The organism is Synechococcus sp. H55.8 (assembly GCF_047462375.1).
Classification (GTDB): domain Bacteria; phylum Cyanobacteriota; class Cyanobacteriia; order Thermostichales; family Thermostichaceae; genus Thermostichus.
Genome location: NZ_JANSJC010000014.1, coordinates 1 through 15,663, shown reverse-complemented (window position 1 = coordinate 15,663; position 15,663 = coordinate 1). Strand labels below are relative to the sequence as shown.

Below are 15,663 nucleotides of genomic sequence, written 5' to 3'. Positions count from 1 at the left end.
CATTTTGAGTCCCCTTGGAGTTTGGGGATCAGGGCTCGTGGACGCTCGCTCCGGTCGTCGGTTTCTGCGGCGACTGGCGGGGATCCCAGTTCAGGCCCTCCACCCGCAGCTCCAGCGCCCCCGACTGGCGCACCGGATTGTATTGCAAGCTAAATCCATAGGTGCGGCGGTCGTAACCCAGGCGGTAGGTGATGTCCACCTGCTGGCCTGACTGCAGATCCACCGTCGTCTCTGCCCCCACCCGCAGCGGGCCATACAGCTGCTGTAAAAAGCCCAGAACAAGTTGCTCCCGCGTGGTGATGCGGTCGAACAAAAACGGCGAGGCCCCCGCCAAAAAACCATTGGAGTAGGTCACCCTCAGGTTGGTGTAGTCGAAGGTATCGGCCACAAAAGCCCCGATTACCGCATCGATGCCGATGCTGCCGGCAGTATAGCTTTGGACACGGCCATTGGAGTAGAGTGACTGGCTGCTGCTGACGCCGGTGTTGAGCCAGATTCCCTGTTCGATGGGCAGAGCGGAAAAGCGGGGCGGGGGATCTGCTGCCGTCTTGGGAGGGCTCCAGAGGGGAAAGGAGCGAGTTAGGGTTGCCCCCAGTTGCAGACGGGCGAGCTGAATGCGGTCGGTGGTCTTGGCCAAGGCCAGATCGGGATCGGTGTCGATGTCGCCGAGTTGCCCGAGGGCGTCGATGTAGTCGGCGGCTATGCGGTAGCTGAAATCCAAACCGGTGTTGCCGAGGCGGAGGGTGGGCGAGCTGTAGCTAGCACCAAGGCGATTCTCCACAATCTGAAACCCCAGCCGCCCGCTGAAGAAACGCTCTCGGTAGGCATAGGTATAAGTGACTTGGCCGCCGTTGCCGGTGGTAACGCGATGTTCGACCTGGGCCCGCAAGCGCCGGGCAAATTCCTCGAAGACGATCCCGCGCAGCTCGGCAAACAGCGAGGTTTGGGCATTGGCTTCCGGTTGCCGCCAACGAAAATCAGCCCGCAGCCCGATCCCATCGCGGATCCCTTGGTCGCTGCCCCAAAGGCGTTGCGGATACAGTTGCGGGGAGAGCACCAGGCTGAGATGGGGATCCTGCAGCAGCTCGAAGTTGGCCTGCAGGATCAGGCCGCGCCGCAGCTCTTCCCGGTCGAAGTCATCGTAGAAAAGGCTGACCGGAGGCTGACGGTTCAATGAGTCAAAGCGCAGCCGAATGGGCAGGGGCAGAAACAAGACCTGGTCGAAAACCAGTTGGCCAGCTTCGGCAATCAACAGGCTGGAACCATCCGCCTGCAAGGTAGAGGTCGCCCGCGGGCTGCGGATCTCCAGCTCCGGCGGATCGAGAGGGTCATTGGTCAGCCGCACCTGCTCTCCTTCCCAGTTGTTGGCATCGAAGCGGATGCGGGCAGCGCGAAAGCGCACCAGCCGCTGCGGCGAGAGGGCCGCCGCCGGGGATCCGGCAGCTTGCAACTGGCCGATATCCACCTGGCCGAAGGCTTCTTCCAACACTCCTCGCTCTTGCTCAAAGTCGTATTCCAGCCGGGATCCCTGGATGCGCTGCTGATCCAACTCGATGGAAACGTTGCCCTCGGCCACGGCTCGCCGCTGTTGCAGCTCGATGCGCAAGCGATCTGCCCGCAGCACAGAGCGGCCCAGACGCATCTCCACGTTGCCCTCGGCCAGGAAAACCTGCGCCCGCTGGTCAAAGGTTTGGCGGTTCGAGCGCAGCCGTAACGTGCGCTCCGCAAGGGCGTCAGTCGTATCCCCCGGCGGAGCGGCTGCCACCCGGCCTTTCTGGGCTGAGGCAGGAGCAGCCGTTGCCAGACCAAACACCCCCAAGCAAAGCCAGAGCCACCAAAACCCTTTCATATTCCCCTAAACCTGGCACAAAACTTCAGCCCAAGCCCCTAGGCTGGCTCAGCCCGTTGTCGGCGGGGGCGGGTTGAGGGCGCGGTTGAGCTTGCCGCTGCGGTAGCCCTCCAAATCGAGACTGACGTAGAGATAACCAAAAGATTGCAGGGCCTTGACCAGCGCTGCCAGATCGGTTTTTTGCACAAATTCCACGATTTGATGAGGGAGCAGTTCGATGCGGGCAGTATCTTTCTCGGAGCGCACGCGCACTTGCTGCCAGCCCAAGCTGCGCAGATAGCGCTCTGCCAATCCCACCCGCCGCAGCTTCTCGGCGGTGATTGCCTCGCCATAGGGAAAGCGGGAGCTGAGGCAGGGCTGGGCCGGCTTGTCCCACCAGGGCAGGCCCAGGTGGCGAGACAGTTGCCGCACCTCCAGCTTGCTCATCCCCACCTCCGCCAAGGGAGAACGCACGCCTCGCTCTCGGGCCGCCTGCGCTCCCGGTCGATAGTCGGCCAGATCGTCGGCGTTGAGGCCATCTGCCACGTGGTCGTATCCCTGAGTTTTAGCCACCTGACGCAGGGTGTCGTGCAAGTGGCTTTTGCAGAAGTAGCAGCGGTTGGCGGGGTTGGCGGCGTAGCGGGGATCCTGCAGCTCCTGGGTCTCGACGATCTGGTGGCGAATGCCGATGTATTGGGCTTGCCGGATGGCCTCCTCCAGATCTTCGGGCAACAGCGCCGGGGAAGCGGCAGTGACGGCCAGGGCCCGCTCCCCCACCTGATCCCAGGCCAGTTTGGCCACCAGGCTGCTATCGACCCCGCCTGAGTAGGCCACCAAGACCCGCCCCATCTCGGCGAAGATTTGGACAAGCTGGTGGAACTTGCCTTGCAGGACGGGATCCAGCTCCAGCAGAGAGTCAGCAGTGGGGTTTGGGGCTATGTTCATAAGGCCAGCAGATTCGGTAAGTCGGGGCCAAGGGGACGCCGTCCTGGCCCGGCGGAGGAGAACCTGGGGCGGTTTTCCCTTCCTATTGTTTCTCAGAGTTTCCCGACTTTCCAACGCTTCCTTCCCAAGTGAGGTGCGGGATCCCCCCACAAGCGGGCAACCTATCTCTAGGCCAGCAGCCCGCCGACGCGGTAGGCTGGATGGCAGTGAGCCCCTTGCTTTGTTGCCGCAATCGACGCTTCTCTCCTCTTGCCGTCATGGCTCTGCAACTCGAACCTGCCAGCCCGCCAGAAGTGGCCGTCTATCAGCCCTATTACGCCGTTGCCCGCCGACAGTACTTAGCCCTGGCGGTGGGCCTCTACAAAAGAGGCAACCTGGAGGGGCAAAGGGCTATTGAGGGGGCGGATCCCGTCCGCTTCTTGGCCAGTTGGCACATGTCCCCGCTACCTTCAGATTTAACGGTGGTTCAGGTGATCTTCGCTCAAGATGCCGAGCTCACCTATCAGCTTTCCATTGCCAACTACGAGTTTGTGGACTATCTCATCGATGTGGTGACCCTGATGCAGCGGGGGCAGCCGCCGGATTTCTCCACCGCCTTTTACAAAAAGCTGATGCGCTATGAAGATTGACCGTTCGCGCCAGCAGGACGCAGTCCTTGGTTGCTTAGCCGCCATCACCCTCTACGACACCACGCTGCGGGATGGGGCGCAGCGGGAGGGGCTGTCGCTGTCGGTGCAAGACAAGATCCAGATCGCCAAGCTGCTGGATCGGCTGGGGATCCCGTTTATCGAGGGGGGCTGGCCGGGGGCCAATCCCAAGGATGTGCAGTTTTTCTGGCAACTGCGGGAAGAGCCTCTGGAGCAGGCGGAGCTGGTGGCCTTTTGCTCCACCCGCAAGCCGGGGCGGCGGGCGGCTGACGACCCCCTGCTGCAGGCCATCTTGGCGGCGGGCACCCGCTACGTGACGGTGTTCGGCAAGTCCTGGGATCTGCATGTGACTGAGGGGCTGGGCACCACCTTGGCCGAAAACCTGGCCATGATCCGGGATACCATCGCCTATTTGCGCTCCCAGGGGCGACGGGTGATCTACGATGCTGAGCACTGGTTTGACGCCTATCGCCATAACTCCGACTACGCCCTGCAAACCCTCGTGGCGGCGGCAGAAGCGGGGGCAGAGTGGCTGGTTCTCTGCGATACCAACGGCGGATCCCTGCCCCCCGAGATTGCCGCCATCACCGCAGCCGTCTTGGCCGAGTCCCATCACCTGGGGCATTTGCCCCTGGGGATCCACACCCACAACGATTCCGGCACTGCTGTGGCCAATGCCCTGGCGGCAGTCCAGGCGGGGGCGCGCATGGTGCAAGGCACCATCAACGGCTATGGGGAGCGCTGTGGCAACGCCGACCTGTGCAGCGTCATCCCCAACCTGCAACTAAAGCTGGGCTACCGCTGTCTGCCGGAAGGGAAGCTGCAACACCTGACGGAGATCTCCCGCGCCATCAGCGAGGTGGTCAACCTGGCTCCGGATGACCATGCCCCCTTTGTGGGCCGGTCGGCCTTTGCCCACAAGGGCGGGATCCACGTTAGCGCCGTCCAGAAAAACCCCCTCACCTACGAGCACATTGCCCCGGAGCAGGTGGGCAACTGCCGGCGCATCGTGGTTTCGGAACAAGCGGGGCTGAGCAATATCCTCAGCAAAGTGGCCGGCTTCGGGATCCGGCTGGACAAGTCAGATCCCCAAGCCCGCTTGATCCTAGAGCGGTTGAAGACCCTGGAGCTGCAGGGCTATCAGTTTGAGGCGGCTGAGGCCAGCTTTGAGCTGCTGGTGCGGGAGCTGTTAGGTCAGCGCTTGCATCCATTTGAGGTGCTTAGCTTTAATGTCAGCACCACTACCCGCTCCGACTGGAGCAGCAAAGACTGGGATCCCAGTGGTGAGGCGGGGGATGTGCAGTCCTTGGCGGCGGTGAAGATTGCGGTGCAAGGGCAGACGCGGGTAACGGCAGCGGAAGGCAATGGGCCGGTGGCGGCTTTGGATGGGGCGCTGCGCAAAGCCTTGCTGGAGTTCTACCCCCAACTGGAAGGGATTCACCTGGCCGACTACAAAGTGCGCATCTTGGATGGGCGGGCCGGCACCTCGGCAAAAACGCGGGTGCTGGTGGAGTTCAGCGATGGCCACCGCCGCTGGACCACGGTGGGAGTTTCCACCAACATCATCGAAGCCTCCTGCCGGGCCTTGGTGGAAGGCTTAGAGTATAGTCTCTTGACAGCACCTTGCCTTTCCCCAGCCTCTGCCCAGATGGCCTCGCCTTGAAGGGGGATCTTCAACCATCTCCCCTCTCCCTCTGGGAGAGGGGCTGGGGGTGAGGGCTGGGAGAGGGGCCGGGGGTGAGAGGCTGGCTCCAACTTGTGTGAAATCGTACAGCTCCCATGAGAATCATCGGCTTGACGGGCGGCATAGCCACCGGTAAATCCACAGTGGCCCGCATCTTGGAACGGCACGGGATCCCGGTGGCCGATGCGGATCAGATGGCCCGCCAGGCCTTGGCGGTGGGATCCCCCATCCGCGAGCGGGTGCTGCAGCGCTATGGCCAGGCCATCCGGGATCCCTCTGGAGAGCTGGATCGCCGCCAGTTAGGGCAGATTATCTTTGCCGATGCCGCCGAGCGGGCCTGGCTAGAAGCCCAGATCCACCCGTTTGTCAAAGCGCGGCTGCGGGAGTTTCTCCAGTCTCACGGAGCCTCTGCGCCGCAAGGGGTTGCAAATCCTCAAAAGGACGGCCCTCCCACCGTTTGCCTGATGATCCCGCTGCTGTTTGAGGCCCACATGGAAAACTGGGTCAGCGAGATCTGGGTGGTGACCTGTACCCCTGAGCAGCAGCGGCAGCGCCTGGCTCAGCGGGATCCCCTCCTGACACCGGCAGAAATTGAAGCTCGCCTGGCCAGCCAGTGGCCCCTGGAGGAAAAGGCCCGTCGCGCCCATGTAGTGCTGGACAATTCCGGATCCCTGGCGGAGCTGGAAGCCCAGGTGCAACAAGCGCTGGCTTCCCAGAAACCCCTGGCCTCGCCCCAGCAGACTGGATAGAGTAGCGGATGGGGATGGTGGGTTGAGGAAGAGTCGATGCAAGAAACGATTTGCGGCGGCGAGCCTGTTGGCGATAGCAGGGCAGAGTCCTGGTGGGTGCAAGCGCTGGCGGCGCGGGAGCAGGAGATTCAGGCTTTGCGGGAGCGCAACCGCCTGCTGCAAAGCCAGATCGATCTTTTGGAGCTGCGCCAAGAAAAGCAACACCGACAGATTCGCAGCTATGAGGCCGAGATCGAGCAGCTCTACCAAGAAAAGCAGGTGTTGGAGCAGATGCTCCAAGAGCTGCCGGAGCTCTACCGGCGCAAGCTGCAGGCCCGCCTGCAGCCCATCCGCGAGCGCATCGCCGCCATTCAAGCAGAAAATCGCCAGCTCAAGAGGGAGCTGTACCAGCTCAGCTACCGCCTGCAGCACATAGATCAACTGGATGCCCCCCGCTGGAAGGTGCAATTGCCGCAGATGCCGCCCCTGCGCCGCCGGGATCCCAAGGCTTTGCTTGCCCAGGAAGCAGCATCTTCTTCAAGACTCGGTGTTGCTCCTGAGGGACACAGGGAGAAGCCAGAATAGGGGGAGCCCCCCTGGGATCGCCTCAGCATCGAGGGGTTGCGGCGGGGGCGCGCTTGCAAGGACTCCGTCCCGCTATTGCGACTGGAGATCTCCAAAAAATGGCCGCTGCCGGCAAGTACGAACCCCTTCATTTGAAATACCGCCCGCAGCGCTTTGCCGATGTGGTGGGCCAAGGGGCGGTGGTACAGACTTTGACCAATGCCATCCGGCAAAACCGGGTGGCGCCGGCCTACTTGTTCTGTGGGCCGCGCGGCACGGGCAAGACCTCCAGCGCCCGCATTTTGGCTAAGTCCCTAAATTGCGAGCAGGGGCCGACGCCGGATCCCTGTCAGGTGTGCAGCCAGTGCCGCGCCATCACCGCCGGCTCTTCTTTGGATGTGATTGAAATCGACGCCGCCAGCAATACCGGTGTGGACAACATCCGCGAGCTGATCGAGCGGGCCCAGTTTGCGCCGGTGAATAGCCGCTACAAGGTCTATGTCATCGACGAGTGCCACATGCTCAGCAATGCCGCCTTCAACGCTTTGCTGAAGACCCTAGAAGAGCCGCCCCCCCGCGTGGTGTTTGTGCTGGCCACCACCGACCCTCAGCGGGTTCTGCCCACCATCGTTTCCCGCTGTCAGCGCTTTGACTTTCGCCGCATTCCCCTCGACGACATGGTGGCCCACCTGGGCAAGATTGCCGCCCAGGAAGGGATCCCCATCACGGCAGAAGCCTTGCAGCTGGTGGCCCAACTGGCCCAGGGAGGGCTGCGGGACGCCGAGCGCCTGTTGGATCAGCTCAGCTTGCTGGAGGGATCCATCACCCCAGAAGCCGTGTGGGACTTGGTGGGCGGGATCCCGGAGCGGCAGCTTTTGGAGTTGACCGATGCCCTGCTGGCTCAGGATGTGCAAGCAGTGCTGGCCCAGACGCGGCAATTGCTGGAGCGGGGCAGAGAGCCGCCGGTGCTGCTGCAGAGCCTGGTGGCCTTTTACCGGGATCTGCTGCTGGCCAAGACGGCACCACAACAGCGGCAGTTGGCGGCCGTAACGGATCCCACTTGGGCAGCCCTGCAGCAGCGGGCCCCTCGCTACTCGGTGGAGATGCTGCTGGCGGCCCAGAGCCATCTGCGCCAGTGCGAGCCGCAAATTCGCCAGGGCGGCCAGCCCCAGCTTTGGTTGGAAATTGCCCTGCTGGATCTGCTGGGCCAGCTTCGCCAGGGTGCCGTCCCGCTGCCATCGACAGAGGCCAAAGGCGGAAAGCCGCTCCCCGTTGCCGACCTATCCCCTGCTCTCTCTCCTGAAGCTGTTGTCGGCCCGTCTTCTGCTAGGGGCAACAGCAAGCCGGAGGTCTTGAAGAACCTCGATGGGAACGTTGCCCCCGCTGTCGTAGGAGAAAAGCAGCAGGCTGCAGCAGCGGTTGAAAAGCTCCCAACCCCTGCCTCTCGAGCAACGGGGGACTCCACACCGCCACCGACAGCAGGGCCAAGCCGAGGGGAGACTTCCCCGGAAAAAGCGCAAGATCCCGCCGCTTCCTCCGCCAGGCTCTTGCGGCCCCGCTGGGAGGAGTTCCTCAAGGGCCTTTCCCCAATTACCAAAGCCCTGCTGGGATCCGGGCATTTGCAGCAAGAGACTCTGGAAGAGATTACCCTTGCCTTTCCCAGCAAAGGCTTGGTGGACAAGGTGCGCAGCAAAGAAGCCGAACTGCGGTCGGTACTCCACCATCTGTTGCAGCGCCCTGTGCAGCTCAACTTGGTTGTGCAGCGCTCCGGCAGGCCGGAGGTTTCCAATCGCACCGGCGAAACCAAGTCCAAGAGCTCCGCCCCGCTGCCGCCCACAGCATTTCTCCCCCCCGATCCCGTTGCCGCGCCAGGGTTGCCAAGCGATAACACCAGCAGCCCTGCTTCCTCAACGGAGCCCATCCCGCCAAGTACCGGGCACCATCCCCCCTCTGACCCACCTTCGCCAGAGCCTGAGCGCAACGATCCCGTGGGGGGCGCTCAGGTGAACGGCTCAGCAACCAGCATTGCTTCTCTAGGTTATGCAGAGCACCGTCGGCAGTCCTATGAACTAACCCATGAGCTGGCGGAGATTGCCCGCCGTTTTGCCGACCATTTCAACGGCAGCCTGGTGGACTTGGAGGGGGTGTTGGGATCCGCGGCAGGGCTCTCCTCAATGGAGACTTTAGAAGCCGAGGGATCCCTCGACCTGCTCTCCGGTGAGATCTACGACCCGCCGACACCGGCAGAAGGGTCTGCTGCAGAGTTTCCCAATGCAGCAGCAAAGCCGTCCCATCGGCGTGAGCCGTCTTTTCCGCTTGTCGATCGCCAAGCAGAAAGGGAATCCTTAAAGGAGGAGCTGCCTTTTTAAGGGCTATCTTAAGCTTGGTGAAGCGAGCCCCCCTCTGCCCATGTTGATCTTCCCCATCTCCCCGTTGATTCGCTACGCTTTGCAGGCCTTGTACTGGGGATTGAGCCTGCCCCTGCCCATCTTGCTGTCCCGGCAACAGGCAACACCGCTTGAGCTGGGATCCCTTTGGGCAACTCTGCTGCTGGGATGGGGAGTAGTCCTGGGATCCCTGAGCCAGCAGATCCAGTTGGATGAAAAGGGCATGCAGGCCACCTACCCAGGCTGGGTGCCACCTTTTGTGCGGCAGGAGTGGCAGATCCGGTGGGCTGATGTGGAACGCATTGAGCCCCGCTCCACCAGCCAAGGCGGTATGGTGTACTACTTAGTCACCCAAGCTGGGGAGCGCGTGCTTTTGCCGATGCGGGTGGCCGGGTTCCAGCGTCTGTTGGCCGAGGTTCAACGTCACACCCAACTGGAGATCGGCGGGCTGCGCCCTTACGTTCAGCCTTGGATGTACGGGCTGCTCGGATGCTTGGCTCTGCTTTTGTTGCTCTGGGATGGGATGGTCGCTGTCTGGGTCTGGGCAAATTCGACAGGAGCCTAGCACAACCCCCAGCTTTTAGTGGAAGGTCAGTTCAAGTGTGCTCAGAGCAGTTGCACTCCTCCCATCCCCGCCAGGACTTGCCCATGTCTGGGATCCCGATTGCCCCTTTTGTAGGCTCTGCCCCCCCTTTGGAGAGGCTGAGCCTTGAGCAGGTCAACCTGTCTGCTTCCGCCTTGGCGCTCCTGGATCATTGTCCTCGCCTGTTTCGCTATGTGTACCTGGAGCGGTTGATCTGGCCTGCTGCCAATGCTTCTGAGCACGAACTGGAGCAGAGGCGCGGGCGGCAGTTTCACCGCTTGGTCGAGTGGCACAGCCGCGGTCGGCAGGTGGAGCCCCGCTTATCTGCTTTGGATGAGACAGTACGCCAGTGGTGGCAGGTGTTCTTGGCCAGTCCCCACGCTCATCCGCAGGGGCGGGTGTTGGCGGAATTGCCCCTCTGGCAGCGGATCGAGGGGTTTAAGCTGATGGCCCGCCTGGATCGGCTGGTGATTACCCCGGGATCCCTGCACATTGTCGATTGGAAGACGGAGCGGCAGCGCCCCCCCGATGAACAGTTGGCCCAGGACTGGCAGGTGCGCCTCTACCCCCTGCTGCTGTCTGGGGTGGCCGATCAACTGCTCCTGGAAGGCCCCTTCCAGCCGGAGCAGGTGCAACTGACCCTTTGGTATGTGCAACACCCGCAGCAGCCCTTCTACCGCCGCTACAGCGCCGCCGCTTACGAGCGGGATCTGGCCCACCTCAAAGCCACCCTGGCCCGCCTGCGGCAACTGGAGGCGCAGAACTTTCCCGGGATCCCCTACGGTGAACGCTGTGCCAGTTGTCTGTTCTGCTCCCGCTGCCACGGGCTCATGCCGCAAGGGATCCCTGCCCAGGACCTCACAGATTGGGTCTGGCCCATGCAAGAGCCTACGCCGCCTGCGGAGACAGATTGGGAGAACGGTGTTCCGGCTTGAACCCATTCCAGACAAGTTCGACCAACCCAAGCGCTCCGCGCCGCCGACGCGACCACCCCCAGGCCCCTCACCCCCGGCCCCTCTCCCAGAGGGAGAGGGGTGGGAACATAGCAAGGAGCAGCTTCACTGCTATTGGAAATGGCCGTAGATGCAAAAGCACTCAGAGCAAGGCAGGTCGGGGCAGAATCGGTTTTGGCAACAGCCCATGCACACCTTTCACGGGAGTGTTTACCACCTGCGTGATGTGAAAGTGGCGTAGCGACACTATCTTTCATCCATCCTGTCTTGAAAAGCTGCAGACAGGGATCCCCATTTGCAAGGCTGAGTGTAGAACTTGCGCCCATGGCGCAAGAGACAGCTGCAATTTTCCCGGAGACTTGCATACTGGGTTAAAGGATGTTGTCGGCGCTGCCAACTGTGACTGCGGGTGTCCTCTCCACCACCGTCCGGGATCCCGACTGGGATGTGGAGCTCAAGGGGCTCCGCAAGCGCTTTGGCGACTTTGTGGCCCTCGACGGCATCGACTTGCAGATTCGGCGAGGCGAGTTTTTTGGCCTATTGGGCCCTTCTGGCTGTGGCAAGACCACCCTGCTGCGCATCATCGCCGGCCTGGAGATGGCTGACCTCGGGGAAGTGGTGATCCGGGGGCGCCCGGTGGGCCACCTGCCCGCCCACAAGCGCAACGTCAACACCGTGTTTCAGAGCTACGCCCTTTTCCCCTTCCTGACCGTGGAGGAAAACGTCGCCTTTGGCCTGCGCAGGCGGGGGGTGCGAGGGGAGGCCCTGCACAAGCGGGTGGCCGCCGCCTTGGAGTTGGTGGAGATCGGGGATCTGGCCAAGCGCAAGCCCCAGGAGCTCTCCGGTGGGCAGCAGCAGCGGGTGGCCCTGGCCCGCGCCTTGGTCAATGAGCCAGAGGTGCTGCTATTGGATGAGCCGCTCTCGGCGTTGGATGCCAAGTTGCGCAAGCAGCTTCAGGTGCAGTTGTGCGAGCTGCAGCGGCGGCTGGGCATGACGTTTATTTTTGTTACCCACGACCAGGAGGAGGCGTTGGTTACCAGCGACCGGGTGGCGGTGATGCGGGCCGGACGTGTTGAGCAAGTTGGCCCCATTGACGAGGTGTACGAGCGGCCGGCAACCGCCTTTGTGGCGGACTTTTTGGGGGCCAGCAACCTCATCGAAGGGATCGCCTGTGGCACCGACTGCGTGGATACGCCCCTAGGCAAGCTCAAGGTGCCCGGGATCCAGCCCAACTTGGAGCCGGTGCAGTTGGCCATCCGCCCAGAAAAGATTCAGCTTTCCCGTAGCGGCTGGGATCTGCTGCCCAACCAAGTGCCGGTGCGGGTGGAAAACCTCATCTACACCGGGGCGGAGAACCAGTACTTGCTGCAGACGGCCAATGGACAGCAGCTCAAGGCCACCGCCCTCAACACGGATATTGAGGAGGCGGGGTTTGAGATCGGCGAGGCGCTGGTGGCCCACCTGCCCCCCAAGAGCCTGGTGCGCCTGCGGCCGGATCCCCGGCAGGAGGATCCCCCATGCTGAGATGGCCAGGGATCCCTTCTTCTGGCCAGCGTGCCCAGGTGCGCGCCGGGGAATTGCTCTCCCCCTGGCAGGAGCTGCTGCGCAGCCTCATCTTTGCCGGGCCGGGGGTGCTATGGGTGGTGCTGTTTTTGGTGCTGCCGGGAGTGTTGCTGCTGGTTTGCAGCTTTCTCAGCCGCGGCCAGTTTGGCGAGGTGGGACTGCCTCTGACGCTGGCCAACTACCTGCGCATTCTCGGCTACGGCCCCCTGGGCTGGACGCCCATCTACTGGCAGATCTTGGGCCGCAGCCTGCTGGTGGCGGCCGTCACCACCTTCTTTTGTGTGCTCCTGGCCTATCCCCTGGCTTTCTTTATTGTCGCCCACCCGCCCCGACAGCGGGATCTATTGCTGACGCTGGTGGTGGTGCCGTTTTGGACGAACCTGGTGATTCGCACCTACGCCTGGATGGTGGTGTTGGCGCCAGAAGGGTGGCTGGCCCGCCTGGCCGCCTGGCTGGGCTGGATCCCGCCCCAGACGGCTCTCTACCCCAGTTGGCTGGCCGTGTACCTGGGCATGGTCTACACCTTTTTGCCTTACATGGCCTTGCCCCTGTACACAGCAGTGGAGCGCATCGACTGGCGCCTGGCGGAGGCGGCGCGGGATCTCTACGCCAACGGCTGGCAGGTCTTCTGGTGGGTGCTTTTTCCCCAAACGCTGCCGGGGCTGGCGGCGGGCTTGATTTTGGTGGCCATCCCAGCGCTGGGTATGTTCGTGGTACCGGACTTGCTGGGGGGCAGCAAAACCTTGTTGATCGGCAATGTCATCCAGATGCAGTTTGGCGCCAGCCTGGACTACCCCTTTGGAGCAGCCCTTAGCTTTTTGGTTACCGGCCTGAGCCTGGGCTTGCTCTATGCCTACAGCCGCTATGCTGGCAGCCGCGGCCTAGAAGAGTTGATCTGAGGCATTGCCATGAGCTTTCAGCAGGGCGGCCAGTTGCTTGCGCATCAGGATCCCGGGTTTGTCGGTAAACATATGCTGCTCGGCGCTGAGGTCGAGAGGGACATCGGGATCCGTAGTTTCCAGAATGGCCCTGTCTTCCAAAGTTACAGCCCGGTCGAAGCGGACTACCTCTGAGGCTGGAGCATCCGCTTCCGTGTCGTTGCGCAGGCAAAACTGCACCACTTGCGAGGCCCGGTCGTTGATGGGGGTGGGGATGTTGACGATAACATGGCTGCGGCCATTGGGGTAGCGGATGTGAAGGTGGTTGGTGAAGGGCAGGTACCAGGTGGAAGTGGTGGTGCGCTCGGTTTTGGCAAGGGGAATGCCCAGGTTTTTTTGTTGCAGCTCTGGGTTGGCCACACCGACCACCAGACGGGTACGGATGCCGTAGTCCAGCTCCTCGATCTCGAGATGACTGGGTACCAGGTTGTCTAGGCTGCCAAAGGTGTTTTGATGCACAAAGCTGAAGTGGGCAGCATCGAACTCGTTCTCGCAGATGCGCAAACTGGCGCATTCCCAACGTTCGTAAAACTCGTGGATGAGCCGGTAGCTGGGATCCTCTGCCTCTGGAATGACCGGGATGTCTCGCAGGGGTTGAGGATCCAAACAAACCCAGGCATAGCCGTAACGGGCCTGGCAGAGATAGGCGGGAATGCGGTAGCCCTCCGGAATGCGCGCGCGAGCCGGCAACTGCGGCACCTTGACGCAGGCACCTGTGCCATCAAACTCCCAGCCGTGGTAGGGGCAGCGAATGTGGCCATCGCAGACAATCCCCTTGGAGAGTTGGGCCGAACGATGACAGCAGCGGTCGGCAGCAGCTTGGGGCTGCCCGGCTTGATCCAACCAGAGGACGATCTTTTCTCCCAGCAGCTCAAAGGGTTGCGGGGATCCCTGCTCCAGTAGGCTGAGGGGCATCACCGGGTACCAAAAGCGCCGAAAGACAGGATGCTGAGTAACCAACATGGCTGAAAATCCCCAGGGTGGGTGTGGGATCCTGGCTAGCAAATTGGCCGATTGGGTTCCGTAGCCTCTGCCACAATCCCGTTTGCGGATCCCCCAGCCGAAAAGAGGGAGTTGGGGTTGCTACCAAGCCTCTTCCCCAGGGATCCCGCTGCTCCGGGAAAATTAACTCTCGGGACTTCTGGTAGCTTGAGAATACCGGCTTTGCGTTCAACTCGAGGGATCCCTTGACCCAAACTCTGCCTTCTCAGGCTTCTGCCCAGCCCAAGTTCTCTGCCGTGTCTTCCCCCCCGGCTACTTGGGATGTGATTGTCGTTGGTGCTGGGATCGGCGGGCTGGTGGCGGCCACCCAGTTGGCGGCCAAGGGCTACCAGGTGTTGGTGTTGGAAAAATACCTCATCCCCGGCGGTAGCGCTGGCTACTTCGAGCGTCCGGATCCCAACGGCAACGGGATCTACCGCTTCGATGTCGGGGCTTCCATGATCTTTGGCCTGGGCACTCAAGGTACCACCAACTTGCTCACCCGCGCCCTGGCTGCTGTGGGCCAGTCTTTGGAATCCATCCCCGACCCGGTGCAGATTGCCTACCACCTGCCCCAGGGGCTCAGCCCCTGCGTGCACCGGGACTACGAGCAGTTTTTGCAGGAGCTAGCCAGCTATTTCCCTCAGGAAGCGGGCAGCATTCGCCGCTTCTACGACAGCTTCTGGCCCATTTTCAACAGCCTCAACGCCATGGAGCTCCTCTCTTTGGAGGAGTGGGGCTATCTCTGGCGCTCTTTTGTCGGCAACCCCCGCGCCTGCCTGACCTTGGCCCGCTACTTGCCGGTGAATGTGGGCCAGGTGGCGCGGCGCTACCTCCGCAGTCCGGCGCTGCGGCGCTTTGTGGATATGGAGTGCTACTGCTGGTCGGTGGTGCCGGCAGATCGCACGCCCATGATCAATGCCGGCATGGTGTTTTGTGATCGCCACTACGGCGGCGTCAACTACCCCAAGGGAGGGGTGGGGCAGATTGCCCAGAAACTGGCCCAGGGGCTAGAGGCCTGCGGGGGGCAAATCCGCTACGGGGCGCCGGTGCGGCGGATTTTGGAAGAACGGGGCCGCGCCGTGGGCGTCGAGCTCTCCAGAGGGGAAAAGCTCTTTGCCCGCAAGATCATCTCCAATGCCACCCGCTGGGATACCTTTGAGCGCCTCTGGCCGGGATCCCTGCCGGCGGCGGAGCGGCGCTGGCAAAGCCGCTACCAACAGTCTCCCAGTTTCTTAAGCTTGCACCTAGGGGTGCGAGCTGAGGCCCTGGCCGGCGAGCGCTACTGTCACCACATTCTTCTAGAAGATTGGCAAGACCTGGAGGCGGAGCAGAGCACGATCTTCGTCTCTATCCCCACTCTCTTGGATCCGGAGCTGGCCCCGCCGGGCCGCCACATTGTTCACGCTTTTACCCCCAGTTGGATGCAAACCTGGCAGGGCTTGGGCCCGGAGCAGTACCGGCAGCAAAAACAAGCGGCGGCCAAACGCCTTATCCACCGCCTGGAGGCCCTCTGGCCAGAGCTGGGATCCCACATCGAGCTGCTGGAGGTGGGCACTCCCCGCACCCACCGCCGCTTCTTGGGCCGCGTCGACGGCACCTACGGCCCCATCCCTCGCGGCACTCCCTGGGGCCTCTTGGGCATGCCCTTCAACCGCACCGCCATTCCCAACCTCTACTGCGTGGGCGATAGCACCTTCCCCGGTCAAGGCCTCAACGCCGTCGCCTTCTCCGGGTTTGCCTGCGCCCACCGGGTAGATGTAGACCTTTCCAATTCCTAAGGAAAATCATCGGAATTGCACAGCACTGACCACAAACTTAGCCACGTGCTCAACGCCTTACGGCAATCAAAGGAAAATCAT

At 62.3% G+C, this 15,663-nt stretch carries 13 protein-coding genes; 10 read left to right on the top strand and 3 right to left on the bottom strand.

From position 1 onward, the window contains the following. Positions 1-28: 28 nt before the first annotated feature. Together NW862_RS07440 and larE are read right to left on the bottom strand one after the other, a co-directional pair. The gene (locus tag NW862_RS07440; protein WP_414427070.1) at positions 29-1,849 is read right to left on the bottom strand and encodes a DUF3769 domain-containing protein; all 1,821 of its coding nucleotides are present in this window, start codon (positions 1,847-1,849) and stop codon (positions 29-31) included. A 48-nt stretch (positions 1,850-1,897) separates the two neighbouring features. After that, on the bottom strand, positions 1,898-2,773 hold the full coding sequence (larE, locus tag NW862_RS07435; RefSeq protein WP_414427069.1) for an ATP-dependent sacrificial sulfur transferase LarE: 876 nt from the start codon (positions 2,771-2,773) through the stop codon (positions 1,898-1,900). A gap of 257 nt (positions 2,774-3,030) precedes the next feature. On the opposite strand from larE, the gene ebsA reads away from it, so the two are divergent. The 9 genes from ebsA (at position 3,031) to NW862_RS07390 (ending at position 12,781) form a co-directional block, all read left to right on the top strand. After that, positions 3,031-3,402, top strand: a complete 372-nt coding sequence (ebsA, locus tag NW862_RS07430; RefSeq protein ID WP_414332569.1) for a type IV pilus biogenesis protein EbsA — start codon at positions 3,031-3,033, stop codon at positions 3,400-3,402. After that, positions 3,392-5,083: a citramalate synthase gene (gene cimA, locus NW862_RS07425; protein ID WP_414332571.1), complete on the top strand. Its 1,692-nt coding sequence runs from the start codon at positions 3,392-3,394 to the stop codon at positions 5,081-5,083. Before ebsA ends, cimA begins: the two co-directional genes overlap by 11 nt. Positions 5,084-5,199: 116 nt before the next feature. Beyond that, a complete protein-coding gene (coaE, locus tag NW862_RS07420; protein WP_414348708.1) occupies positions 5,200-5,853 on the top strand; it encodes a dephospho-CoA kinase in 654 nt (217 codons plus the stop codon). Positions 5,854-5,889: 36 nt separating this feature from the next. After that, positions 5,890-6,417, top strand: coding sequence for a hypothetical protein (locus NW862_RS07415; RefSeq protein ID WP_414335938.1), 528 nt, complete (start codon positions 5,890-5,892; stop codon positions 6,415-6,417). Positions 6,418-6,515: 98 nt separating this feature from the next. Then, entirely contained in the window at positions 6,516-8,765 is a 2,250-nt protein-coding gene (locus tag NW862_RS07410) for a DNA polymerase III subunit gamma/tau (protein WP_414427068.1), read from the top strand. A gap of 40 nt (positions 8,766-8,805) precedes the next feature. Beyond that, positions 8,806-9,348, top strand: coding sequence for a hypothetical protein (locus NW862_RS07405; protein WP_414335941.1), 543 nt, complete (start codon positions 8,806-8,808; stop codon positions 9,346-9,348). A gap of 50 nt (positions 9,349-9,398) precedes the next feature. Further along, a complete protein-coding gene (locus tag NW862_RS07400; RefSeq protein WP_414348702.1) occupies positions 9,399-10,301 on the top strand; it encodes a PD-(D/E)XK nuclease family protein in 903 nt (300 codons plus the stop codon). Positions 10,302-10,718: 417 nt separating this feature from the next. After that, positions 10,719-11,843, top strand: coding sequence for an ABC transporter ATP-binding protein (locus NW862_RS07395; RefSeq protein WP_414348636.1), 1,125 nt, complete (start codon positions 10,719-10,721; stop codon positions 11,841-11,843). Further along, a complete protein-coding gene (locus NW862_RS07390) occupies positions 11,837-12,781 on the top strand; it encodes an ABC transporter permease (protein ID WP_414335931.1) in 945 nt (314 codons plus the stop codon). The genes NW862_RS07395 and NW862_RS07390 overlap by 7 nt, the downstream gene beginning before the upstream one ends. Here the strand turns inward: NW862_RS07390 and NW862_RS07385 are convergent. Beyond that, positions 12,764-13,783, bottom strand: coding sequence for a Rieske 2Fe-2S domain-containing protein (locus tag NW862_RS07385; protein WP_414335933.1), 1,020 nt, complete (start codon positions 13,781-13,783; stop codon positions 12,764-12,766). The genes NW862_RS07390 and NW862_RS07385 overlap by 18 nt on opposite strands. Positions 13,784-14,058: 275 nt before the next feature. Between NW862_RS07385 and crtH the strand changes: the two genes are divergently transcribed. Continuing rightward, the gene (gene crtH / locus NW862_RS07380; protein WP_414348641.1) at positions 14,059-15,582 is read left to right on the top strand and encodes a carotenoid isomerase; all 1,524 of its coding nucleotides are present in this window, start codon (positions 14,059-14,061) and stop codon (positions 15,580-15,582) included. Positions 15,583-15,663 lie beyond the last annotated feature (81 nt).

Excerpts from the sequence above, each read along its gene's own strand:
- NW862_RS07440 (WP_414427070.1), bottom strand. The coding sequence starts at position 1,849 with ATGAAAGGGTTTTGGTGGCTCTGGCTTTGCTTGGGGGTGTTTGGTCTG.
- larE (WP_414427069.1), bottom strand. The coding sequence starts at position 2,773 with ATGAACATAGCCCCAAACCCCACTGCTGACTCTCTGCTGGAGCTGGAT.
- ebsA (WP_414332569.1), top strand. The coding sequence starts at position 3,031 with ATGGCTCTGCAACTCGAACCTGCCAGCCCGCCAGAAGTGGCCGTCTAT.
- cimA (WP_414332571.1), top strand. The coding sequence starts at position 3,392 with ATGAAGATTGACCGTTCGCGCCAGCAGGACGCAGTCCTTGGTTGCTTA.
- coaE (WP_414348708.1), top strand. The coding sequence starts at position 5,200 with ATGAGAATCATCGGCTTGACGGGCGGCATAGCCACCGGTAAATCCACA.
- NW862_RS07415 (WP_414335938.1), top strand. The coding sequence starts at position 5,890 with ATGCAAGAAACGATTTGCGGCGGCGAGCCTGTTGGCGATAGCAGGGCA.
- NW862_RS07410 (WP_414427068.1), top strand. The coding sequence starts at position 6,516 with ATGGCCGCTGCCGGCAAGTACGAACCCCTTCATTTGAAATACCGCCCG.
- NW862_RS07405 (WP_414335941.1), top strand. The coding sequence starts at position 8,806 with ATGTTGATCTTCCCCATCTCCCCGTTGATTCGCTACGCTTTGCAGGCC.
- NW862_RS07390 (WP_414335931.1), top strand. The coding sequence starts at position 11,837 with ATGCTGAGATGGCCAGGGATCCCTTCTTCTGGCCAGCGTGCCCAGGTG.
- NW862_RS07385 (WP_414335933.1), bottom strand. The coding sequence starts at position 13,783 with ATGTTGGTTACTCAGCATCCTGTCTTTCGGCGCTTTTGGTACCCGGTG.